This is a genomic window from Dyella sp. (genome assembly GCF_051954575.1).
GTDB lineage: Bacteria > Pseudomonadota > Gammaproteobacteria > Xanthomonadales > Rhodanobacteraceae > Dyella_B.
The window spans coordinates 76,169-97,526 of sequence record NZ_JBQCHP010000107.1; the positions used below are offsets into that span (position 1 = coordinate 76,169).

The window sequence follows — 21,358 nt, forward strand, 5'->3', positions numbered from 1 at the left end:
ATTCCGCGAAAGCGGGAATCCATCTTGCTCCGAAGCGGAAGAGCGGAAATGGATTCCCGCTTTCGCGGGAATGACGGTGGAGAAGAGGGATTTCATGGATGGGGGTATGGTTACCTTCGACGTTGACTCAAGCGAATGACGCCCGGCGCGGCGGCGCGTCGGCAAGATACGCCGTCAAGCGTTGCGCCTGTTCGGGCGTCAGGCGCAAACCCAGCTTGCTGCGGCGCCAGAGCACGTCGGTGGCGTCCACCGCCCATTCCAGCGCGCGCAGGTAATCCACTTCGGCCTGATAGAGATCCGCGCCGAAATGTTCGCCAAGATCCTGCAGCGAACGGGCCTGCCCGAGTATGCGCATGGTGCGGCTTCCGTAGCTGTGCACCAGGCGCCAGGCCATCGTTTCGGGCAACCACGGATGCGCCGACTGCAGTTCGCGCTGCAGCGTGTTCACGTCCTGCCGCTCGCCGCCGGGCAGCGGATGGCCTTCGGCCGTCCATGCTTCCGACGCCTGCGGAAAGACATGCGCGAGACGATCCATCGCCTCTTCCGCCAGCTTGCGATAGGTGGTGAGCTTGCCGCCGAATACGTTGAGCAGCGGCGCGCCTTGCTGATCCAGTTCCAGCAGGTAATCGCGCGTCACTTCCGACGCGTTGCCTGCCTCGTCATCCAATAACGGACGCACGCCGCTGTAGCTCCACACCACATCAACCGGCGTGATGCTGCGCTTGAAATAGCGATTTACCGCATCACACAGGTAGCGTGTTTCCTCTTCGCTGATATGCGGCGCGGAAGGATCGTCGCGATAGTCCAGGTCGGTGGTACCGATCAGGGTGAAGTCGTGTTCGTAGGGAATGGCAAACACGATGCGGCGATCGGGCTGCTGGAAGATGTACGCATAAGGATGTTCGAACAAACGCGGCACCACGATATGACTGCCCTTGACCAGGCGCAGCGCGTGATCATGGCCGACCTTGGCGACGTTATCGAGAAAATCCACGGCCCACGGCCCGGTCGCATTGACCAGCGCCTTGGCGCGGATGGTCGAGCGTTCGCCGTGCGCCGATTCCAGTTGCGCGGTCCAGCCTTGCGCATCGCGGCTGGCGCTGACGCAGCGCGTGCGCGTGTAGATGGTGGCGCCGCGCTCCATCGCATCCATCGCGTTGAGCACCACCAGCCGCGCATCCTGCACCCAGGCGTCGGAATAGACGAAGCCGATATGGAATTCGTCGCGCAACGGCAGCCCCGACTTGTGGCGCTTGAGCGATACGCGCCGCGATTTGGGCAGCGTGCGCCGGCCGCGGCCCAGGTTGTCGTACAGCAGCAAGCCCAGCCGGATCATCCAAGCCGGCCGCAGGTGCGACTGGTGCGGCAGCACGAAGCGCAGCGGCCAGATGATGTGCGGCGCGGCGCGCAGCAGTACTTCGCGTTCGGCCAGCGCCTTCCCGACCAGGGCAAATTCGTATTGCTCCAGGTAACGCAGGCCGCCATGGATGAGCTTGGTGCTGGCGCTGGAGGTGTGCGCGGCCAGGTCGTCGCGCTCGCACAGGCACACCGACAGGCCCCGGCCGGCCGCGTCCCGCGCTATGCCGGCGCCGTTGATGCCGCCGCCGACCACCAGTAGATCGAACTGCTCCGTCATCGCCTGTCCTGTGAACCTGCCTTGCAGATGTTCGTTTTCAATCAGCCAAATATCAAAAGCGCATCAACGAACATTTGTCTCGGAGAAAAGTACATATTTGCTCAGTACGTGAGCGTATTCGAACATTTTCGATGATTGCACGCTGCAGCGCAGCGAGCCTTAGGCCGCATCGGCGACATGCACCTGCGTGCCCGCTTCGGCCAGCACGGCCGCCAGCTCCGGCGGCGGCGCGCGGTCGGTAAACCAGGCGTGCACCGCGGAAACCGGGCCAAGGCGAACCAGGGCGTTGCGTCCCACCTTGCTGTGGTCGGCCGCCAGGAACACCTGCCGCGAGTGCTCGATGATGGCCTGCGCCACCCGCACCTCGTTGAGATCGAAATCGAGCAAGGTGCCGTCCAGGTCGATGCCGGAAATGCCGATCACGCCGAAGTCCACCTTGAACTGACGGATCAGCTCGATCGCCGGCTGGCCGGTCACGCCATGATCGCGTCCGCGCACCACGCCGCCGGCCACGATTACCTCGAAGCTGGGGTTTTCGCTGAGCATGATCGCCACGTTGAGGTTGTTGGTGATCACGCGCAGGCCTTTGTGGTTCATCAGCGCGCGCGCCACGTCCTCGTTGGTGGTGCCCAGGTTGATGAACAGCGAGGCGTCGTCGGGGATGTGTTGGGCCAGCAGGCTCGCAATGCGCAGCTTCTCTTCCTGCCACAGATTCTGGCGCTTGGCGTAGGCGAGGTTCTCCACGCTGGAAGGCAGGCTGACGCCGCCGTGATAGCGGCGCAAAAGCCCTGCGTCGCACAGTGCGGCCAGATCGCGGCGGATGGTCTGCTGGGTGACGTCGAAATGCCCGGCCAGATCCTCCACGGTGGCGAAGCCCTGCTCGCGCACGCGCGCCACCAGTTGCTCCTGCCTGCGGTTGAGTACCAGGTCGCTCATCGTTGCTCCATCCGGACAGCCTTCGCCATGGTAGCGTGCCCGATCCGCCCGTCTGACGGCCAGGCTTCGGAAGAATCACACGTAGTGCGGTCGCCGCCTCTATAATCGAGGTTCTATGTCCAGCCCCAGCCGCATGAACACCTCCGTCCTGCAGACCATCGACCCCGCACGCGATTTTGCCGGGGTGCGCGCCCTTGCCGAGGGCGACATGCAGCGCATCGATGCCCTGGTCCGGCAGCGGCTGGCCTCCGACGTGGTGCTGATCAACCAGATCGCCGACCACATCATCGCCGGCGGCGGCAAGCGCCTGCGCCCGATGCTGCATGCCCTGGCCGCGCGCGCGGCCGGCTACAGCGGCGACAAGCACATCAAGCTGGCGGCGGTGATCGAGTTCATCCACACCTCCACCTTGCTGCACGACGACGTGGTGGACGAGTCGGACCTGCGCCGTGGCCGCAAGACCGCCAACGCCCTGTGGGGCAACGCGGCCAGCGTGCTGGTGGGGGATTTCCTCTATTCGCGCTCGTTCCAGCTGATGGTGGAACTGGACGACATGCGCATCATGCGCATCCTCGCCGACACCACCAACACCATCGCCGAGGGCGAGGTGCTGCAGCTGCTCAACATCGGCAATGCGGATGTGGACGAAGCGGCGTATCTGGCCGTGATCGAGCGCAAGACCGCGGTGCTGTTCGCCGCCGCCACGCAACTTGGTGGCCTGCTGGGCGGCCTGTCGGAAACGCAGGTCGCGGCGCTGCGCCGTTACGGCATGCAGCTCGGCTATGCGTTCCAGATCGCCGACGACCTGCTCGACTATGTCAGCGATGCCCGCACCCTGGGCAAGAACATCGGCGATGACCTGGCCGAAGGTAAACCGACCCTTCCGCTGATCTACGCCATGCAGCGCGTCAGCGTGCAGCAGGTACGCGAAATGCGCCATGCGATCGAGCACGGCGGCCTGGATTCACTCGACCACATCATTGCCGCGATCCGCGAATCGGGCGCCATCGAGCGCACCCGCGAATGCGCCATGCGGCACGCACGCGCCGCGCATGAAGCGTTGGCCTCGCTGCCGCCGTCTTCGTATCGGGATGCCTTGGCGTCGCTCGCCGATTACTCGGTGCAGCGCACGTTCTAGCTAGCAGGTTGGGGTGCAAACCCTGATATATCCCCACGCTTTTGCTTTGGAATCCCGGGGAAATCAGGCGGCTGTGTGCTGGTCGATCAAAATCAAAAGATCATGACGTCATTCCGGCGGAAGCCGGAATCCAGTTAAATACGCTGTGCGCAGCACACAAAACCCATGTTGAGTGCTTCGCACGCATCCACACTGGATTCCGGCCTTCGCCGGAATGACGAGCAAAAACGTGGGGATACCTCAGGGTGCAAACCCCAACACCGCCGCCCACACGCGATTCGATGTTGGGGTTTGCACCCCAACCTACCGAACGGCAAGCGCTAGGGCGTGCCGCTGAACGCCGCCCGCAACCAGTCATGCATCAATCGATAGCTGCGTGCCGCCGCGCGCGCATCGTATTTGCAGCCTGCGGAGTTCTCTTCCGTTTCCGTGAAGCAATGCACCGCGTTGCCGAGCACCAGGAATTCCCAGTCCGCCGGGCTGGCGCGCATTTCATCCATGAATTTGTCGGCGTCGGGCATGGTGCCCTTGTCGTCGGCGCCGTTCATTGCCAGCACGCGTGCCTTGATGTTCTTCGCCAGCTCGGGATTGTCGGTGGCCAGGTTGCCATGGAACGACACCACCGCCGCCACGTCCGCACCGCTGCGCGCCAGATCGAGCACGGCCGAGCCGCCGAAGCAGAAGCCGATCGCGGCAAGTTTACTCGCGTTGATCGGCGCGTTCGCCGCATGCGCCTTCAGCTGCGCAAGCGCCTCGTTGATGCGCTTGCGCATCAACGCGCGGTCGCCATACAGCGGCGCCACGGCAGCCTTCGCCTGATCGGCGTTACCGACCTGCGGCCGCACATTCTCGCCATACATATCGGTGAGCAAGATCACGTAATCCTTGCCGGCGATCATTTCGGCTTTCTTGATGGCGATGTCATTTACGCCGAACCAATTCGGCACCATCACCAGGCCAGGGCGCTTGGCGTGGGTGGCGTCGTCATAGATCAACACGCTCTTGAAATGCGTACCGTCCAGGGTCCACTCCACCGGGCGATGCACCATCTTGGCGTGCGCGGCGAAGCTCAGGCCGGCGAGTAATGCGAGACAGACCGCTCGAATGAAACGCATACGTGATTTCCTTTGTGGGAAGAAGCGTTCGTACAATCACAACCCCGCCGCGTGCGCAGCCAAGCGTCGTTTCAATGGCAGCAGGCGATCGACCATGCGCACGCCAAGACCTCGCATCGCCACCCACGGCGCGCCCTGCAACGCATAAATACGCGCAAGCGCATCGAAGCCGTAGGCATCGAGCGTATCAGCGCTGCGGCGGCGGCGCGCATAGCGACGCAATACCTGCGACGAAGCGAAATCGCGGCCCGTGTCGCGGGCAGCCGCCAAGCTGTCGCGCAGTTCGGCAACATCACGCAGACCGAGATTCACGCCCTGCCCGGCCAGCGGATGCACCACGTGCGCTGCATCGCCGAGCAGCACGAAGCGCTCTGCCAGGTAGCGTTCGGCAAGCTGCAGCTTCAAGGGAAACGCGGTACGCGGTGTAGTGGCGGTGATGCGCCCAAGCCGGAAATCGCTGGCGACACCGAGTTCGTCGAGGACCGCCTCGTCGTCCAGCGCCAGCACGCGCCGCGCTTCGTCTTCTGGCAACGACCACACGATGGAACTGCGACCATCCTGCAATGGCAGCAACGCGAGCGGACCGGTGGGCAGAAAACGCTGCCAGCAGGTCTGCGCATGCGGGCGTTCGGTGCTGACGTGCGCCACCACCGCGCGCTGCGTGTAATCGCGGCCGCGCGTGCCGATGCCGGCGCGCTCGCGCAAGGGCGAACCACCGCCATCGGCCGCGACCAGCAGGCGCACCGCCACGCTTTCGCCATCGGCCAAGGCCAGCACCACGCGATCGGATCGCGTTTCGAAATCCTGCACCGCGGCCGGACACAGTCGTTGCACGCCAGCCGCGTCCAGCGCCTGCCACAGCGTCCACTGCACCAGGTTGTTCTCGACGATGTAGCCGAGCTGATCGCGGCCTTCGTCGGCGGCGTCGAAATGGATCGCCGCGCCGTTCTCGGCATCCCACACCTGCATGTGCGCATACGGACAGGCACGCGCATTGCGAATGGACGTCCAGACGTCCAGTTCATCCAGCAATTTGATCGACGACGGCGCGAGGCCGACCACGCGCAGGTCCACGTCGTCCTGCGGCTGCCACGGCGACGGTGGACGCGCTTCCAGCAGGGCGGTGCTGAAGCCCGCGCGGCTCAGTGCGAGCGCCGCGGCGGCGCCCACCATGCCGCCGCCGACCACGGCGATATCCAGCGCCGGCGCGCGGCGTTGCGTTGCGGGAACGGTTCTCATGGCGTGCGCTCCAAAACCGCACGCGGCGGTTCGCCACGGAAACCCATGCCGCGTCGCGCCAGCAACTGCTGCAGCGGCGGCACGCGGTCGTAGGCCAGCAAGGCGAGCGAGCGCAGCGGCGCCAGCAAGGGTTGCGGCATGCAGGCGAAACGCACCAGATCGTGGCTCATCGCCATGGTGCCTTCGCGATCCGGCGCACGGCGTGCGGCGTAATGCTCGAGCAGATCCTGCGCGCCCGGATCGTCGCGGCCGGCGATCAGCTCGGCGAGCGTCAAGGCATCGCGCAAGCCGAGGTTGAAGCCTTGCGCGCCGATCGGATGCACGGTCTGCGCAGCATTGCCTACCAGCACCGCGCGCGACGCGACCAGGTTGCGCGCAGCGACACGCTTGATCACATAGGGGTGACGCTTGCCGGGACGGCTCAGTCGACCCAGCCGCCAGCCGAAGCGCCGTTGCGCGAGCGCGATGAAATCCGCATCGTTCAAGCTCGCCACCTCGACCGCTGTATCCGCATCCACCGTCAGCACGAGGCCGCAGCGGCGTTCGCCCAGCGGCAGCATGGCGATGGGACCTTCGTCGGAAAAACGCTCCCATGCGCGATTGGCGTGATCGCGCTCGGGCGTCACCGTGGATACGAACAGCGTCTGGCGGTAATCGTGCACGTCAGCCTCGATGCCCAGCTGCGCACGCACGAAAGAATCCGTACCGTCCGCGCCGACCAGCAAGGCGGCATCGATATGTTCCGTTCCTTCCGGCGTTTGGATCTGCGCACGCCAGCCGCCGTCGAACTTCTCCAGACCGGTGAGGCTGGCCGGTGCAAGACGCCTCAGCCGGCGACAGCCATCCAGCCGGCGCAGCAAAGCCGCGCCCAGTTCGCGCGCGGGCAAGGTCCAGCCCAACGCATCCACGCCATGCCGGGCGGCATCCAGGCGCGCGCTGCCGAATTCACCCGCGCGACTGACATGGATGTGTCGGATCGGCGTGGCCTGCGCGACGGCGAGCGGCCATACACCGATGGCGTCCAGTCCGTTGACGGTGGCGCGCGCCAGCGCCAGGTTGCGTTCGTCATAGCTGGGTTGGGCGTTCGCGCGCGGTGCGGCGGCTTCCACCAGGGTGACGCGGCATCCGGCCGCATCCAGCGCGATCGCCAGGCTGGCGCCGACCAGGCCGCCGCCGACCACCAGCACGTTGCCTTCGGCTGCAAAGGGGGGGGAAGAGCCTGCCTTCATATTCCAAGTGCCTCGCGTCGCGTTTGAGTGGTCGCCAGGTAGTAACGCGTGGCGCAGCGCCAGACTGGCCGTCTGGCCAAGCCGCGCGCTGCCGCATGGCAGCCACTCGGGCGCAACGCGAGGTGCTTGGGGTATGAAGGCAGGCTCTTGATCATGCGCGGATGATACGCGGTGCCTGCGTCACTCCGCATTGGGCTAAACTGCAACTTTCTTATCAAGCCGTCTGCTTCCCAGGGAGTTCTTCTTCATGGCTACGACACAAACCCAGCGCCTTGGCATCCTTGCTGCGCTCGCCCTGGTGATGGCGGCGACCCGCGTGCATTTGTCGCTGTTTCATCACGACATCTGGGACGCCTCCTGGGGCGTGTTCTTCCTGGCCGGCTTCTGGCTGCGCGGCACTGGCCGCTGGGCGTTCCCGCTGCTGATGGCCGAAGCGGTGCTGGTCGATTACCTGGTCATCACGCACATGGGCATCAGCTTCTGGGATCACTACTGCGTGTCGCTGGGCTACTGGTTCCTTGTTCCCGCCTACGGCGCGCTGTGGATGGGTGGCAGCTGGCTGGCCAGGCAGCAGCGCGGCCTGACGCTTTCCACCCTGGCGCTGGCCGCCGTCGTGCTGCTGGTGAGCGAAACGGCGTGCTACACCATTTCCAATGGCAGCTTCTACTGGCTAAGCGCGCACGTGCCGGCGCCGAAGAGCTTCACGGCGTGGTTCGCCAACTTCGGCGACTGGTACCTGCCGTTCCTCGCCACCACGGCCACCTACGTTGGCCTGGGCGCGGTGCTGCACGTGCTGGCCACGCAGCTTGCGCGTCTGTCGCATGGCGGCGAAGTGCAACATTGAGCCAGTCATGGGCAATCGTCTTTCCAAGATCTACACCCGCACGGGTGATGACGGCAGCACCGGCCTGGGCGACGGTTCGCGCGTAGCGAAGGATTCGGCGCGCGTCGGCGCCTACGGCACCGTGGATGAGCTCAACAGCACGATCGGCATGGTGCTGGCCTGCGACGGTGTCGGCGAGGACATCCGCGAAACGCTCACCCAGGTGCAGCACGAGCTGTTCGACCTGGGCGGGGAGCTGTGCATTCCCGGCATGGCGATGATCGAGGACGCCGACATCGATCGCCTGGAGCAGGTGCTGGATCGCTTCAACGATCCGCTGCCGCCGCTGAAGGATTTCATCCTGCCGGGCGGTGGCATGGCCGCTTCGTGCTGCCACCTGGCGCGCACGGTATGCCGCCGCGCCGAGCGCGAAGTGATCGCCCTGGGCCGGGTCGAAGCGATCCGGCCGCAGGCGCAGCGCTATCTCAATCGCCTGTCCGACCTGCTGTTCGTGCTGTGCCGAGTACTGGCGCGCGGCAGCGGCCATGGCGAAGTGCTGTGGCAGCATGAGCGTCGCCGCAAGCCCGCTGCCGGCTGAGTTGGCGCATGCTGCAGCTGTTCACCCATAGCGTCTGCCTGCAGCACGATCCCGGTCCGGGCCATGCCGAATCGCCGGCGCGCCTGCGCGCGGTGCTGGAGGCGCTGGACCAGGACCGCTTCGCCACCGTGGACCGCATCGAAGCGCCGCGCGCCACGCGCGAGCAGTTGCTGCGCGTCCACACTCCGGCCCATGTCGACCGTATCCTGGCGATCACGCCCGAATCGGACACGGTGCGGCTGGACGAAGACACCCTGATGTCCCCCGCCTCGGCCGAAGCCGGCCTGCGTGCGGCGGGTGCCGTCGTGGCCGCCGTGGATGCGGTGATGACAGGCCAGGCCCTGCGCGCGTTCTGCGCGGTGCGTCCGCCCGGCCACCACGCCACGCCCAATACCGCGATGGGCTTCTGCCTGTTCAACAACATCGCCGTGGGCGCCGCGCATGCCTTGGCTGCGCATGGCCTGAAACGGGTGGCGATCGCCGATTTCGATGTGCATCACGGCAACGGCACACAGGACATCTTCCAGCGCGAATCGCGCGTGCTCTTCATTTCCACGCACCAGCAGCCGCTGTATCCAGGCACCGGCGGCGCGGACGAGCACGGTGTGGGCAACATCATCAACGCACCGCTTTCGCCTGGCGAAGGTTCGTACGAATTCCGCACCCTGTGGAGCGACGTGCTGCTGCCCCGCCTGCATGCGTTCAAGCCGCAACTGGTACTGGTCTCGGCCGGCTTCGACGCTCACCAGCGCGATCCGCTGGCCAATCTTGAGCTGCAGGCCGAGGACTATGCCTGGATCACCGAGCGCCTGGTCGATCTGGCGCATGCGCACGCCGGCGGCCGGCTGGTCTCCACGCTGGAAGGCGGCTATGACCTGCAGGCGCTGGCCGCCAGCGCCAGTGCACACGTCAGTGCCTTGATGGAGTAGGGGTGCAAACCCCAAAAGCATGGCGACGTTGAGGTTTGCACCCCAGCCTATGGGGATAGCCCATGCTGGTCGGGCTGGAAATCCAGCGCCACCGAATTGATGCAATAGCGCAGGCCGGTCGGCTTGGGGCCATCCGGAAAAACGTGCCCCAGGTGCGAGTCGCAGACCGCGCAGCGCACTTCCGTGCGGTTCATGCCATGGCTGGCGTCAGGCGCCAGGCCCACCGCGCTGCGCTTGATCGGCTGGAAGAAGCTCGGCCAACCGGAACCGGATTCGTATTTGGCTTCGGACGCGAACAGCGGCGCGTGGCAGGCGGCGCATACGTAGGCGCCCGCTTCCTTGTGCTTGCACCACTTGCCGCTGAAAGGCGGCTCGGTGGCCGAACAGCGGCAAACCGCGTACTGCTCCGGCGTCAAGGTCGCGCGCCATTGCTCGTCGGACTTGTAGGGCTTGTGCTGGTTCATGCGCTTCCTCGTTACGGATGCGTGCCGTCGACAGGGCCTTTCTGATAGCTTAACGCCCCTTCGTCGCCGATTGATTGCCTCCGTGAAGCCCAAGAGCCTCTCGCCCTCGCGTTCTCTGCCTCCACGCCGCCTGCTAGCAATCGCTGCTGCCGCTGCCCTGTTCAGCAGCCAGGGCGTCCATGCCTCGTCCCAGACCAAGCATCCGAAGGCCACGCTCGACGGCACCGAAGTGATCTGCCCGCTCGGCAGCTTCATCTGCCCGCCGCGTCCGGACAACTTCGCGCTGTGCAAGCCCAACGGCATGCTGGAATTCTACGATCCGTTCCTGAGCAAGGATTCGTCCCTGCGCGCATCGGCCAGCACCCAGGTGTGGGCCGACCATGTCGAGAGCCCCGACCAGGTCACCTATCACCTGAGCGGCCACGTCAAAACCGTGCGCGCCGACCAGGAACTGCACGCGGACGCCGCCGACTACAACAGCGACACCACCGATTACGACGCGCGCGGCAACGTGCATTACCAGGAAGCCACGCACCTGGTGTCGGCCGACCACATCACCGGCAATACCGACAACAGCACGGGCCTTGCGACCGGCGCGGTGCGCTACCAGATGCTCGATTCGCACGGCAACGGCACTGCGGTGCGCGCGGAAATGCTGGATGCGGACCGCAACCGCTACTCGATGGCCACCTATTCCACCTGCGACATCGGGCGGCATATCTGGGAAATCCGCGCCAAGCAGATCGACACCGACGACACCACCGGCCGCGGCATCGCGCACAGCGCCACGATGAGCATGTACGGCGTGCCGTTCTTCTATTTCCCGTGGATGAGCTTTCCGCTCAGCAACCAGCGCCAGAGCGGCTTCCTGTATCCGTATTTCGAGCACACCGGCCGTGCGGGCTACCAGTTCCGCATTCCGTACTACTTCAACCTGGCGCCCAATTACGACGCCACCATTACGCCGCGCTATTACACCCAGCGCGGCGCGATGCTGTCCGGCGAGTTCCGCTACCTGTTCTCCAGGACCAGCGGCGAGTTCCAGTTCGAATTCCTGCCGCGCGACAACTACAACGACCAGAAGCTCACCTCCACCTCGATCGATACGCAGGGCCAGCAGCGATATCTCTACCGCATCGTCAACAACACCAGCGTATTGCCGGGCTGGTCGCTGAACACGAATATCAATCGCGCCTCGGACCAGAATTACCTGCGCGACTTCGGCAATGACCTGTTCTCGATCTCCACCGCGCTGCTGTACTCCAGCGTGTATCTCAACGGCTCGGGCAACTGGTGGAGCGCGTCGGTCGGCGGCGATATGTGGCAGAACGTGGATCCGTCGCAGTCCAACGGCGTGGAACCGTACAAGCGCCTGCCGCGCGCCACCTTCAACATGGATATCCCGTTCGCGCGCTGGTACGACGTCGGCATGACCAGCGAAGCGGTGAAGTTCCACAAGTTCAACCAGGTGGAAGGCGCGCGCGTCGACCTGTATCCATACGTCGATGCTGATTTCCAGGGGGCGGCCTGGTTCATTCGGCCCAAGCTGGCCTACCGCTACACCGGCTATTCGCTCGACAGCGGCTATCAGCGCTACAGCTATTTCGGCCAGCTCGGCAGCGGCACCACGCCGTTCACGCAGAGCAACCCGAGCCGCTCGTTGCCGGTCGTCAGCCTGGACCAGGGCCTGATCTTCGAACGCAGCACTTCGCTGTTCGACACGCACTACACGCAAACACTGGAGCCGCGGCTGTACTACCTGTACGTGCCGTACCGCAACCAGAACAACCTGCCGCTGTTCGATACCATGCCGATGTCGTTCGACGACTGGATGCTGTTCGCGCCCAACCAGTTCTCCGGCGCCGATCGCCAGATGAATGCGAACAATCTCACCGCCGCGGTCACCACGCGCCTGCTCGACGACGGCGGCGTGGAGCGGCTCTCGGCCACCTTCGGCCAGATCCGCTACTTCACTCCGCAAAAGGTGCAGGTGCCGTGCACCATCGTTTCCAACAGCACTGTCGCCGGCTGCACCGCCACCACCGACTGGCGCGGCTCGGACTACGTGACCGAGCTCAGCACCCAGCTCAACGACCAGTGGACCGCCAGCACCGAGTATCTGTGGAACCCCAACTCCCGCCGCACTGACCTGGGCACCTTCGCGCTGCAGCGCCGGCTGGGCTTCGACGGCATCCTCAACTTCTCCTACCGCTATCGCCGCGGGCTGGTGGAACAATATCAGGCCTCGGCGGTCTATCCGCTCACGGAACGCTGGCGCCTGATCGGCGAGTGGACCTACTCGATGATGGACAAGCGCACCGTGGAAGCCCTGGCCGGCGTGCAGTACGAAGGATGCTGCGTGAAGGTCAGCATGGTGGCCCGCCACTACGTCACCGGCTACTACGGCGTGGTCGCCACGCTGCCTCCGGGGCAGACCGCGCCGCGCAGCGACACGGCCGTCATGTTCCAGTTGGAATTCAAGGGCCTGGGCACTTTCAGCGGCCAGACGGAGAGCGTGCTGCGGCGTGATATCCTTGGCTATCAATAAGCGCGTTCCGGCCGGTTTTGGGCGCGCCCTCGGAAAAGCGGCCGCCCCGGCTGGTTTTTGAGCAATACCGTCACCAACCCCTTCGCCCCCGGGCGACAGAAGGCTGTTCACTGATGAAGCAGATTTTTGCGATGTTCCTGCTGACGATCGTCATGGCGATCCCGTCGCTGGCCCAGGCCCAGTTCCTGGCGCCGCAGGATTCGAACTCCGGACAGCAGCCGATCGACCGTATCGTCGCCGTCGTCGAAGACGAGGTGATCCTGCAGAGCGAACTCAACGACGCCGTCGCCGCGATCCAGCAGCAATACGCCAACCAGCCGGGCCAGCTGCCGCCGATCGACGTGCTGCGCCGGCAGGTGCTCGACCGCCTGATCCTGATGAAGCTGCAGTTGCAGCGCGCCGACGAACAGGGCATCCGCGTGTCCGATGCCGACGTCGACCAGGCCGTGCAGGCCGTGGCCGCCCAGAACAAGATGAGCCCCGACCAGTTGCGTGCCGCCGTCGAACAGAGTGGCATGAGCTACGCCGCCTACCGCCAGCAGTTGCACGATCAGTTGGTGGTGCAGAAGCTGCACGAGAACGTGGTGCGCAGTTCCGTGTCGGTGACCGAAAGCGAAATCAACAACCTGCTCAACAGTCCCAGCTACAAGGCCGGTGAAGTGCATCTGGCGCATATCCAGATCAGCATCCCCGGCGGCGCCTCCGCCGCGGATATCGATACCGCGCAGAAGAAGGCCGAGCAGGCACTAGCCGCCATCAAGGGCGGCATGCCGTTCAAGGCCGCGGCGATCCGCTTCTCCGACGCGCCGGACGCGCTGGATGGTGGCGACCTGGGCTGGCGCCGCATGGACGAGGTGCCGCCGGCGTTCGTCGATGCCATCAGCAGCCTCAAGCCCGGCGACGTCAGCGGCATCCTGCATGGCCCGACCGGCTTCCACATTCTGCAGTTGGTTGACCAGCGCGCGCAGTCCAAGCAGATGGTTACCGAGTACCACGCCCGCCAGATCCTGATCCGCCCCAGCGAGCTGCTCTCGCCCACGCAGGCGCAGCAGAAGGCGCAGGACCTCTACAACCGCATCGTCAACAAGCACGAAGACTTCGCCAAGCTGGCGAAGGACAACTCCAATGACGACACCACTGCCAATGCCGGCGGTGACATGGGCTGGTTCCAGCAGGGCGACTGGGGCACGCTGATCGGCCAGAAGCTTGCCGACATGAAGGATGGCGAGGTCGCGCAGCCGTTCCAGAGCGAAGCGGGCTGGCACGTCCTGCAGCGCCTGGGCACGCGCAACAGCGACATGACCAACGAGATCGCACGCAACCAGGCGCGCCAGGCCATCGGCAACCGCAAGGCGGACCAGGCCTACGACGACTTCCTGCGCGATCTGCGCTCCAGTTCCTACGTGAAGATTCTCGCGCCGGAACTGGAAGAGCCTGCCGCCGACAACAACAGCAAGGCGTCGTCGTAATGGCGATGCCGCGCGGGTAAGCCATGGCCACGCTCGTGCTGCCGCGGCTCGCCCTTACCGCCGGCGAGCCGGCGGGTGTCGGTCCGGAGTTGCTCGTTCGATTGGCCGCCACGTCGTTGGCGGCCAATTTCGTTGCGATCACCGATCGCGCCCTACTCGAACGTGCCGCCGCGCGTTGCGCCACATCCGTTCGCCTGATCGACGATGATGGCGAAGCCATCACCGAGCGACCGCCCGGCGTGTTGCGCGTGCGCCACATGCCGCTCGCCGCCACCGAAGCGCCCGGCCGGCCCGATCCGCATAATGCCCGCCATGTGCTGGCCACCTTGAGCGAAGCGGCAAGCGGCAGCATGGCCGGGCGCTACGCTGCCGTCGTGACGGCACCACTGCAGAAATCCTCGATCAACGAAGCCGGCATTCCCTTCCGCGGCCACACGGAGTTTTTCGCCGAACAAAGCCGCGCCGAGGTCGTGATGATGCTGGCCAGCCCCGAATTGCGCGTAGCGCTGGCCACCACGCACTTGCCGTTGCACGCCGTATCGGCCGCCATCGATGCCCAATCGCTGGAACGCACCCTGCGCATCGTGCACCAGGAGCTGCGGGCGAAATTCGGTTTCGCTGCACCGCGCATCGCCGTGCTCGGCCTCAATCCGCACGCCGGCGAAAGCGGCCATATCGGGCACGAAGAAATCGACACGATCATTCCGGTGATGGACAAGCTGCACCAGGAAGGCATGCAGTTGCTTGGGCCCGTTCCCGCCGATACCGCCTTCGTGCCCGCGCAGCGCGCGCGCTACGACGCGGTGCTGGCGATGTATCACGACCAGGCATTGCCGGTGCTGAAAAGCGAAGCCTTCGATCGCACGGTGAACATCACCCTTGGCCTGCCCTTCATCCGCACCTCGGTCGATCACGGCACCGCGCTGGATCTCGCCGGCACCGGCAAGGCCGATCCCGCCAGCCTGATCGCCGCGGCGCGCATGGCGCTGGACCTGGTCACGCGCAGCGCCGCCGACAAAACCTCATGAATGCTCCTGCCCGCCCCAAGAAAAGTTTCGGCCAGCACTTTCTGCACGAGCGCCGTTATATCGATCGCATCGTCTCCGTCATCGCACCCCGCGCGGAAGATTTCCTGGTGGAAATCGGACCCGGCGAAGGCGCGCTCACCTTTCCGCTGCTCGCCGCTGCCGGCAAGCTCACGGCGATCGAACTCGATACCGATCTGATTCCAACCCTCGAGGCCAAAGCGGCAAGCGTCGGCGCATTGTCGATCGTGCATGCCGACGTGCTGAAGGTGGACTTCACCGCGATGGCGCAGCGTGCGGGCGTCGCGCGACTGCGCATCGCGGGCAATCTGCCGTACTACATTTCCAGCCCCATCCTGTTTCATTGCGTCGACCATGCCGCGGCGATTGCCGACATGCACTTCATGTTGCAGAAGGAAGTGGTCGATCGCATGGCAGCCGAACCTGGCAGCAAAGTGTATGGACGTCTATCTGTCATGCTGCAGCTCGCGTGCCGCGTGGAGCCGTTGTTCGACGTGCCGCCCGGCGCGTTCCGGCCGCCGCCGAAAGTGGATTCCTCGGTGGTGCGCCTCGTGCCCTTGCCGGCGGATGCGCGGCACGATGCCGATCCCGCACGTTTGCATGCCGTGGTGAAAGCGGCCTTCGCACAGCGCCGCAAGACACTCGGCAATGCGTTGCGCCAGCTAATGGATGCCGACGCCATCCGCTCGGCCGGCATCGATCCAAAGGCGCGCGCGGAAGTGCTGGCGCCGATGGACTTTGTGGCGCTAGCCAAGCTGCGGGACGCATAAATCGTCGAATATCTGGGCCTTCGCGTACCGCGCTCGCCGTTGCCGGCAGGTAATCGACGAGCCCGCGTCCCGCAACGAGTCCCGCTACAATGCGGACCATGAAAGCCAAAACCCCCTACACGATCGACGTGCGGGTGCAGACCCGTTTCGTTCCCGATCAATCCGCCCCCAACGAGAATCGCTACGTCTTCGCCTACACGATCAAGCTGCACAATGCCGGATTCGTGCCCGCGCGCCTGCTCACCCGTCACTGGGTGATCACGGACGCCAATGGCAAGGTGGAGGAGGTGTTCGGCGAAGGCGTGGTGGGTGAACAACCGTGGATGCGTCCGGGCGACGATTACGAGTACACCTCCGGCGCGGTGCTGGAAACGGCCGTCGGCACCATGCAGGGCAGCTACCAGATGGTGGCCGACGACGGCACGCGCTTCGAAGCGCCGATCCCGGCTTTCACGCTGTCCATCCCCCGCACGCTGCATTGATCGAGGATCCGCTCATGACAGGCGCGCGGCAGAGCTTCGAGGTGATGCGCTGATGGCCACCTACGCAATCGGCGACATCCAGGGTTGCTATCCGGAGCTGCAGCGTCTGCTGGACAAGCTGCGCTTCGATCCGGCCGGCGATCGGCTATGGTTCTGCGGGGACCTGGTCAATCGCGGCGGGCAGTCGCTGGAAACGCTGCGGCTGGTGTATTCGTTGCGCGACAACTCGGTAGTCACGCTCGGCAATCACGATCTCAGCCTGCTCGCCATCGGCCAGCGCAAGCAGGATGCGCAGGCGCGCGTGAATCCGGAGCTGCGCGAAGTGTTGTTCGCGGAAGACGCGTCCACCCTGCTCGACTGGCTACGCACGCAGAAGCTGCTGCATCATGATGAAACGATCGGCTGGACGATGGTGCATGCCGGCCTTGCGCCGAGCTGGACGCTTCGGCAGGCGCAACGTTGCGCCTCGGAAATCGAGCGCGAGCTGGCCAGCCCGCGTCATCCGCGCCTGCTGAAGAATCTTTTCGGCAACCGGCCCGCGGCATGGAGCAGTCGCCTGCAAGGCATCGAGCGCATGCGCGCGTCGATCAATACGCTTACGCGCATGCGCTATTGCGACGTCAACGGCCGCATCGATTTCGAAGGCAAGGGCGCGCCCGGCACGCAGAAGCCCGGCATGTATCCATGGTTTGAAGTGCCCGGCATGCGCAAACGCGACAACCGCATCGTATGCGGTCACTGGTCGGCGCTCGGGCGTTTTGCAGGCTTGGGGATCTACGGCATCGATACCGGATGCGTATGGGGCGGCAAGCTCACCGCGCTGCGGCTGGATAGCGAAGAGCCGCAGTACATCACGGTGGATGCAGAACCGCATCGCAAGCGCACGCCTGGCGCGGATTGACGTAGGTTGGGGTGCAAAACCCCAACGTCGCCTTCTACACGGACATGCGGGAGTTGGGGTTTGCACCCCAACCTACGATCAGTTCAACTGCCCGTGGCAGTGCTTGTACTTCTTGCCCGAACCACACGGGCATGGATCGTTGCGGCCCACTTTCGGACCGTTGACCAGCGGTTCCACGGTCGCGGCCTCGGACTGCATGGCGGGTGCATCCATGCCGAGCGCGCCGCCCGCCGGGGCACCGCCGCCGGTGGTCTGCATCTGGCGCGCCAGGCGTTCGGCCATGCGCTGCTGCTCGGCTTCCATCGCGGCGACTTCTTCTTCACTGCGGATGCGGATGCGCGCCAGCATCTGGATCACTTCGGTCTTGATGCGCGCCAACATCTGCGAGAACAGCTCGAAGGACTCGCGCTTGAACGCCTGCTTGGGATCCTGCTGCGCATAGCCGCGCAGATAGATGCCCTGGCGCATGTAATCCATGCTCGAGAGATGTTCCTTCCAGGCGTTGTCCAGCACGCTCAGCATGATGTGCTTTTCGAGCTGGCGCATGGTGTCGGCGCCAATTTGCTTTTCCTTGGCCTGGAACATTTCCTCGACCAGCGCGCGCACGTGCTCCAGCACGGTACCGGCATCGGCTTCTGATTGCTGTTCCAGCCAGGACTTGAGCTCGGCGGAGATGCCGAAGTCGCTTTCCAGCTCACGCTCCAGGCCGGCGATGTCCCACTGCTCGTCGATGCTGTCGGCCGCCACATAGCGGCGCACCAGGTCGGTGACCACGTCTTCGCGGATGTCGGCGATGGTGGCGGAGACTTCTTCCTCTTCCAGCAGCTCGTCGCGCTGGCGATAGATCACCTTGCGCTGGTCGTTGGCGACATCGTCGTATTCGAGCAGGTTCTTGCGGATGTCGAAGTTGTGCTGCTCGACCTTGCGCTGCGCCTTTTCGATCTGGCGGCTGATCATGCGGTCTTCCAGCGCTTCGTCTTCCTTCATGCCGAAGCGCTTCATCCAGCGCACCAGGCCTTCGCCGCCGAAGATGCGCAGCAGGTTGTCCTGCAGCGACAGGTAGAAGCGCGAGGAACCCGGGTCGCCCTGGCGACCGGAACGGCCGCGCAGCTGGTTGTCGATACGGCGCGATTCGTGACGCTCGGTGCCGACGATGTGCAGGCCGCCGGCGGTGATGACCTGCTCGTGGCGCTTTTGCCATTCGGACTTGACGCGTGCGCGATCGACCTCGCTGGCGTCCTCGCCCAGCGCGTGCAGCGCCGCTTCCAGGCTGCCGCCCAGCACGATGTCGGTGCCGCGACCGGCCATGTTGGTGGCGATGGTGACGGCGCCCGGCATGCCGGCCTGCGCCACGATGTGCGCTTCGCGCTCGTGCTGCTTGGCGTTGAGCACTTCGTGCGGAATCTTTTCCTTGTTCAGCAGGCCGGACAGGAGTTCGGATACGTCGATCGACGCCGTACCGACCAGCACCGGCTGACCGCGCTTGTGGCAGTCGCGGATGTCCTCGATCACCGACTTGTACTTCACGTCCTGGCTGAGGAACACCATGTCCGCGTTGTCTTTGCGGATCATCGGCTTGTGGGTGGGGATCACCACCACTTCCAGGCCGTAGATCGTCTGGAACTCATACGCTTCGGTGTCGGCCGTACCGGTCATGCCGGCCAGCTTCTTGTACATGCGGAACAGGTTCTGGAAAGTGACCGTGGCCAGCGTCTGGTTCTCGCGCTGGATCGGCACACCTTCCTTCGCTTCCACCGCCTGGTGCAGGCCGTCGGACCAACGACGACCCGGCAGGGTACGGCCGGTGAATTCGTCCACGATGATCACTTCGCCGTCGCGCACGATGTAGTCGACGTCGCGCTGATAGATCGCATTGGCGCGCAGCGCGGCGTTGAGGTGGTGCACGATGGCCAGGTTGCGCGCGTCGTACAGGCTGCTTTCCGGGTCGATCACTTTGGCTTGCTGCAGCAGTTCTTCTGCGTGCTGCATGCCTTCTTCGGAGAGATGCACCTGCTTCTGCTTCTCGTCGACCCAGTAGTCGCCTGGGCCATCTTCCACTGCTTGGCGGGTCATGCGCGGCACGATCTTGTTCACCGCGATGTATAGCTGCGGGGAATCCTCGGCCGGACCGGAGATGATCAGCGGGGTGCGCGCTTCGTCGATGAGAATGGAGTCCACTTCGTCGACGATGGCGTAGTGCAGGCCGCGCTGCACGCGCTGGTCTTTGGACAGCGCCATGTTGTCGCGCAGGTAGTCGAAGCCGTATTCGTTGTTGGTGCCGTAGGTGATGTCAGCGGCGTAGGCCGAATGCTTGTCGGCGTGATCCATGCCCGGATACACCACGCCCACGCTCATGCCGAGGAAGTTGTAGAGCTTGCCCATCTGCGCGGCGTCGCGCTTGGCCAGGTAGTCGTTGACGGTGACGACGTGGGTGCCCTTGCCTTCCAGCGCGTTCAAGTACACCGGCGCGGTCGCCACCAGCGTCTTGCCTTCGCCGGTACGCATTTCGGCGATCTTGCCCATGTGCAGCACCATGCCGCCGATCAGCTGCACGTCGTAGTGGCGCATGCCGAGCACGCGCTTGGCGCCCTCGCGCACCACGGCAAAGGCTTCCGGCAATAACTTGTCGAGCGACTCGCCGTCGGCGATGCGCTGCTTGAATTCGTCGGTCTTGCCGCGCAGGGCCTCGTCGCTGAGCTTCTCGTACTCAGGTTCCAGCGCATTGATGCGCGCGACGGTTTTGGACAGCTGGCGCAGTACTCGATCGTTACGGCTGCCAAAGAGGCTCGTCAGGGCACGGTTAAGCATCGATCTTCCGGATCAGGAAATGGGGATGTCCGCCAGGCGGTAAGTCCCGCCGGACAAAGGCTTGATGATACTAGGGTCCGCCGGGTATCCCAAACGCGGGAACGCCCGTGGACGGGAATCGTGAATCGTCAATCGGGAATAGTGGGAAACCCGTATGCCGCAGGTTTGCGGCGCACCTGCCTTTAACGATTCCCGATTCCCTATTCGCGATTCCCGCCCCAAGGGGTGGCGGTACGGCGGCCCGCTTTCAAGGGTGCCGCCGATAGTGAACTGCGCTTGGCTCAGCGATGGTTCTTCACGTATGCCAACGGATTGACCACGCGGCCGTTGTACCAGACCTCGAAATGCACGTGCGAGCCGGTGGAACGGCCGGAAGAGCCGGCCTGGGCGATCTCCTCGCCCACGCGCACGTGCTGGCCGGGACGCACCAACAGCTTGCTGTTGTGCGCATAGCGCGTCATGTAGCCGTTGCCGTGGTCGATTTCCACCACGTTGCCGTAGCCGCTACGAACGCCGGCGTAGGTGACCATGCCTTCGGCCACCGTGCGCACCTGGCTGCCATAAGGCACGGCGATGTCCAGACCGGTATGGCGGGCGGCAAGACCGTCGAAGGGATCGGCACGCGTGCCAAAGTACGAGGAAATGTAACCGTCCGCCGGCATGCCGGTGGGTTTCAAGTTGGAATCGATGCGCGCGTTCATCAACAGGCTCTGCATCGCTTTCAGTTGCGCCTGCTGGGTTTCGAACTGCGTGGCCAGTTGGCTGATGCCGACGTCCAGCGTTTGCGGCAATGCGTAGGCGCCGCTGCCGTCCGTCACCTCGACGCCACCGACCGGCGGCGGCTGGTCAAAGTTGAATTCGTTGCTATCGAGCTTGCCGACCTGCACCAGGCGCTCGCCCAGCGCGTTGATGCGGGTGGCCTGGGCCTGTAACTGGCCAAGCTTGATGGCGAGCGCATCGAGCTGCCGGTGCGCGTCTTCGCGCAGGTCGCCCAGCTGCTTGTCCTGCATCTTCACCTGCTGGTGCAGCGCGTTGATCTCGGCCAAGGCGCGATCGCGCGGGCTGGCCACCGCCAATGCCACGCCGGCGCCGATGCTTGCCAGGGCGAGCACGATCGCCGCTCCGATGCTCCATACACGCCAACGCAGATGCGGGTGGGTGAAGTCCAAGGTTTTGGGCACCTTCCCTGCGCGTGAGACGAGTATGATTTGCATGTCGTTACCGGTT

At 64.7% G+C, this 21,358-nt stretch carries 18 protein-coding genes; 10 read left to right on the forward strand and 8 right to left on the reverse strand.

Annotation, left to right across the window (positions count from 1 at the left end; genetic code table 11):
- Nucleotides 1–127: 127 nt before the first annotated feature.
- Both glpD and ACTHNE_RS14605 read right to left on the reverse strand, forming a co-directional pair.
- Entirely contained in the window at nucleotides 128–1,636 is a 1,509-nt protein-coding gene (gene glpD, locus ACTHNE_RS14600) for a glycerol-3-phosphate dehydrogenase (RefSeq protein ID WP_324944097.1), read from the reverse strand.
- Nucleotides 1,637–1,795: 159 nt separating this feature from the next.
- Nucleotides 1,796–2,572, reverse strand: a complete 777-nt coding sequence (locus ACTHNE_RS14605) for a DeoR/GlpR family DNA-binding transcription regulator (RefSeq protein WP_324944100.1) — start codon at nucleotides 2,570–2,572, stop codon at nucleotides 1,796–1,798.
- A 133-nt stretch (nucleotides 2,573–2,705) separates the two neighbouring features.
- Here ACTHNE_RS14605 and ACTHNE_RS14610 point away from each other — a divergent pair, with 133 nt between their 5' ends.
- Nucleotides 2,706–3,710 (forward strand): polyprenyl synthetase family protein, encoded by a 1,005-nt coding sequence (locus ACTHNE_RS14610; protein WP_440269636.1) that lies wholly within the window; start codon nucleotides 2,706–2,708, stop codon nucleotides 3,708–3,710.
- A gap of 320 nt (nucleotides 3,711–4,030) precedes the next feature.
- On the opposite strand, the gene ACTHNE_RS14615 is transcribed toward ACTHNE_RS14610, so the two are convergent.
- Genes ACTHNE_RS14615 through ubiH form a run of 3 tightly spaced genes read right to left on the reverse strand, consistent with a single transcriptional unit; the run spans nucleotide 4,031 to nucleotide 7,293 of the window.
- Nucleotides 4,031–4,825, reverse strand: coding sequence for a dienelactone hydrolase family protein (locus ACTHNE_RS14615; RefSeq protein ID WP_440269637.1), 795 nt, complete (start codon nucleotides 4,823–4,825; stop codon nucleotides 4,031–4,033).
- A 36-nt stretch (nucleotides 4,826–4,861) separates the two neighbouring features.
- Nucleotides 4,862–6,064 carry a UbiH/UbiF/VisC/COQ6 family ubiquinone biosynthesis hydroxylase gene (locus ACTHNE_RS14620; protein WP_440269638.1) on the reverse strand — a complete coding sequence of 401 codons (1,203 nt, stop codon included), beginning with the start codon at nucleotides 6,062–6,064 and terminating at the stop codon, nucleotides 4,862–4,864.
- The gene (ubiH, locus tag ACTHNE_RS14625; RefSeq protein ID WP_440269639.1) at nucleotides 6,061–7,293 is read right to left on the reverse strand and encodes a 2-octaprenyl-6-methoxyphenyl hydroxylase; all 1,233 of its coding nucleotides are present in this window, start codon (nucleotides 7,291–7,293) and stop codon (nucleotides 6,061–6,063) included. Before ubiH ends, ACTHNE_RS14620 begins: the two co-directional genes overlap by 4 nt.
- A gap of 247 nt (nucleotides 7,294–7,540) precedes the next feature.
- Between ubiH and ACTHNE_RS14630 the strand changes: the two genes are divergently transcribed.
- From ACTHNE_RS14630 to ACTHNE_RS14640, 3 genes are read left to right on the forward strand one after another with little or no spacing between them, the layout of a single operon-like run.
- Entirely contained in the window at nucleotides 7,541–8,137 is a 597-nt protein-coding gene (locus ACTHNE_RS14630; protein WP_324944113.1) for a hypothetical protein, read from the forward strand.
- 7 nt (nucleotides 8,138–8,144) lie between these two features.
- Nucleotides 8,145–8,714 carry a cob(I)yrinic acid a,c-diamide adenosyltransferase gene (locus tag ACTHNE_RS14635; RefSeq protein WP_324944115.1) on the forward strand — a complete coding sequence of 190 codons (570 nt, stop codon included), beginning with the start codon at nucleotides 8,145–8,147 and terminating at the stop codon, nucleotides 8,712–8,714.
- An 8-nt stretch (nucleotides 8,715–8,722) separates the two neighbouring features.
- Nucleotides 8,723–9,643, forward strand: a complete 921-nt coding sequence (locus tag ACTHNE_RS14640) for a histone deacetylase family protein (protein WP_324944118.1) — start codon at nucleotides 8,723–8,725, stop codon at nucleotides 9,641–9,643.
- Nucleotides 9,644–9,690: 47 nt separating this feature from the next.
- Here the strand turns inward: ACTHNE_RS14640 and msrB are convergent, their stop codons facing one another.
- The gene (gene msrB / locus ACTHNE_RS14645) at nucleotides 9,691–10,107 is read right to left on the reverse strand and encodes a peptide-methionine (R)-S-oxide reductase MsrB (protein ID WP_324944121.1); all 417 of its coding nucleotides are present in this window, start codon (nucleotides 10,105–10,107) and stop codon (nucleotides 9,691–9,693) included.
- 82 nt (nucleotides 10,108–10,189) lie between these two features.
- On the opposite strand from msrB, the gene ACTHNE_RS14650 reads away from it, so the two are divergent.
- The 6 genes from ACTHNE_RS14650 (at nucleotide 10,190) to ACTHNE_RS14675 (ending at nucleotide 17,323) form a co-directional block, all read left to right on the forward strand.
- Nucleotides 10,190–12,655, forward strand: a complete 2,466-nt coding sequence (locus ACTHNE_RS14650; protein WP_440269640.1) for an LPS-assembly protein LptD — start codon at nucleotides 10,190–10,192, stop codon at nucleotides 12,653–12,655.
- A 113-nt stretch (nucleotides 12,656–12,768) separates the two neighbouring features.
- A complete protein-coding gene (locus ACTHNE_RS14655; protein WP_324943515.1) occupies nucleotides 12,769–14,124 on the forward strand; it encodes a peptidylprolyl isomerase in 1,356 nt (451 codons plus the stop codon).
- A gap of 23 nt (nucleotides 14,125–14,147) precedes the next feature.
- Nucleotides 14,148–15,152 (forward strand): 4-hydroxythreonine-4-phosphate dehydrogenase PdxA, encoded by a 1,005-nt coding sequence (pdxA, locus tag ACTHNE_RS14660; RefSeq protein ID WP_440269641.1) that lies wholly within the window; start codon nucleotides 14,148–14,150, stop codon nucleotides 15,150–15,152.
- On the forward strand, nucleotides 15,149–15,940 hold the full coding sequence (gene rsmA / locus ACTHNE_RS14665; protein ID WP_324943521.1) for a 16S rRNA (adenine(1518)-N(6)/adenine(1519)-N(6))-dimethyltransferase RsmA: 792 nt from the start codon (nucleotides 15,149–15,151) through the stop codon (nucleotides 15,938–15,940). The genes pdxA and rsmA overlap by 4 nt, the downstream gene beginning before the upstream one ends.
- 98 nt (nucleotides 15,941–16,038) lie before the next feature.
- Entirely contained in the window at nucleotides 16,039–16,422 is a 384-nt protein-coding gene (gene apaG, locus ACTHNE_RS14670) for a Co2+/Mg2+ efflux protein ApaG (protein WP_324943525.1), read from the forward strand.
- Nucleotides 16,423–16,474: 52 nt separating this feature from the next.
- Complete coding sequence (locus tag ACTHNE_RS14675) at nucleotides 16,475–17,323, forward strand: symmetrical bis(5'-nucleosyl)-tetraphosphatase (RefSeq protein ID WP_324943528.1); 849 nt, start codon at nucleotides 16,475–16,477, stop codon at nucleotides 17,321–17,323.
- A gap of 78 nt (nucleotides 17,324–17,401) precedes the next feature.
- Here ACTHNE_RS14675 and secA read toward each other — a convergent pair whose 3' ends face one another.
- Nucleotides 17,402–20,131, reverse strand: coding sequence for a preprotein translocase subunit SecA (gene secA / locus ACTHNE_RS14680; protein WP_440269642.1), 2,730 nt, complete (start codon nucleotides 20,129–20,131; stop codon nucleotides 17,402–17,404).
- 281 nt (nucleotides 20,132–20,412) lie between these two features.
- The gene (locus ACTHNE_RS14685) at nucleotides 20,413–21,300 is read right to left on the reverse strand and encodes a M23 family metallopeptidase (protein ID WP_414649751.1); all 888 of its coding nucleotides are present in this window, start codon (nucleotides 21,298–21,300) and stop codon (nucleotides 20,413–20,415) included.
- Between the last annotated feature and the right edge of the window lie 58 nt (nucleotides 21,301–21,358).

Bases quoted from the DNA above. Each gene is read 5' to 3' on its own strand.
- secA (WP_440269642.1), bottom strand. From the start codon at position 20,131: ATGCTTAACCGTGCCCTGACGAGCCTCTTTGGCAGCCGTAACGATCGA.
- glpD (WP_324944097.1), bottom strand. From the start codon at position 1,636: ATGACGGAGCAGTTCGATCTACTGGTGGTCGGCGGCGGCATCAACGGC.
- ACTHNE_RS14635 (WP_324944115.1), top strand. From the start codon at position 8,145: ATGGGCAATCGTCTTTCCAAGATCTACACCCGCACGGGTGATGACGGC.
- ACTHNE_RS14630 (WP_324944113.1), top strand. From the start codon at position 7,541: ATGGCTACGACACAAACCCAGCGCCTTGGCATCCTTGCTGCGCTCGCC.
- ACTHNE_RS14675 (WP_324943528.1), top strand. From the start codon at position 16,475: ATGGCCACCTACGCAATCGGCGACATCCAGGGTTGCTATCCGGAGCTG.
- ACTHNE_RS14620 (WP_440269638.1), bottom strand. From the start codon at position 6,064: ATGAGAACCGTTCCCGCAACGCAACGCCGCGCGCCGGCGCTGGATATC.
- pdxA (WP_440269641.1), top strand. From the start codon at position 14,148: ATGGCCACGCTCGTGCTGCCGCGGCTCGCCCTTACCGCCGGCGAGCCG.
- ACTHNE_RS14605 (WP_324944100.1), bottom strand. From the start codon at position 2,572: ATGAGCGACCTGGTACTCAACCGCAGGCAGGAGCAACTGGTGGCGCGC.
- ubiH (WP_440269639.1), bottom strand. From the start codon at position 7,293: ATGAAGGCAGGCTCTTCCCCCCCCTTTGCAGCCGAAGGCAACGTGCTG.
- apaG (WP_324943525.1), top strand. From the start codon at position 16,039: ATGAAAGCCAAAACCCCCTACACGATCGACGTGCGGGTGCAGACCCGT.
- ACTHNE_RS14610 (WP_440269636.1), top strand. From the start codon at position 2,706: ATGAACACCTCCGTCCTGCAGACCATCGACCCCGCACGCGATTTTGCC.
- ACTHNE_RS14640 (WP_324944118.1), top strand. From the start codon at position 8,723: ATGCTGCAGCTGTTCACCCATAGCGTCTGCCTGCAGCACGATCCCGGT.
- rsmA (WP_324943521.1), top strand. From the start codon at position 15,149: ATGAATGCTCCTGCCCGCCCCAAGAAAAGTTTCGGCCAGCACTTTCTG.
- ACTHNE_RS14615 (WP_440269637.1), bottom strand. From the start codon at position 4,825: ATGCGTTTCATTCGAGCGGTCTGTCTCGCATTACTCGCCGGCCTGAGC.
- msrB (WP_324944121.1), bottom strand. From the start codon at position 10,107: ATGAACCAGCACAAGCCCTACAAGTCCGACGAGCAATGGCGCGCGACC.
- ACTHNE_RS14655 (WP_324943515.1), top strand. From the start codon at position 12,769: ATGAAGCAGATTTTTGCGATGTTCCTGCTGACGATCGTCATGGCGATC.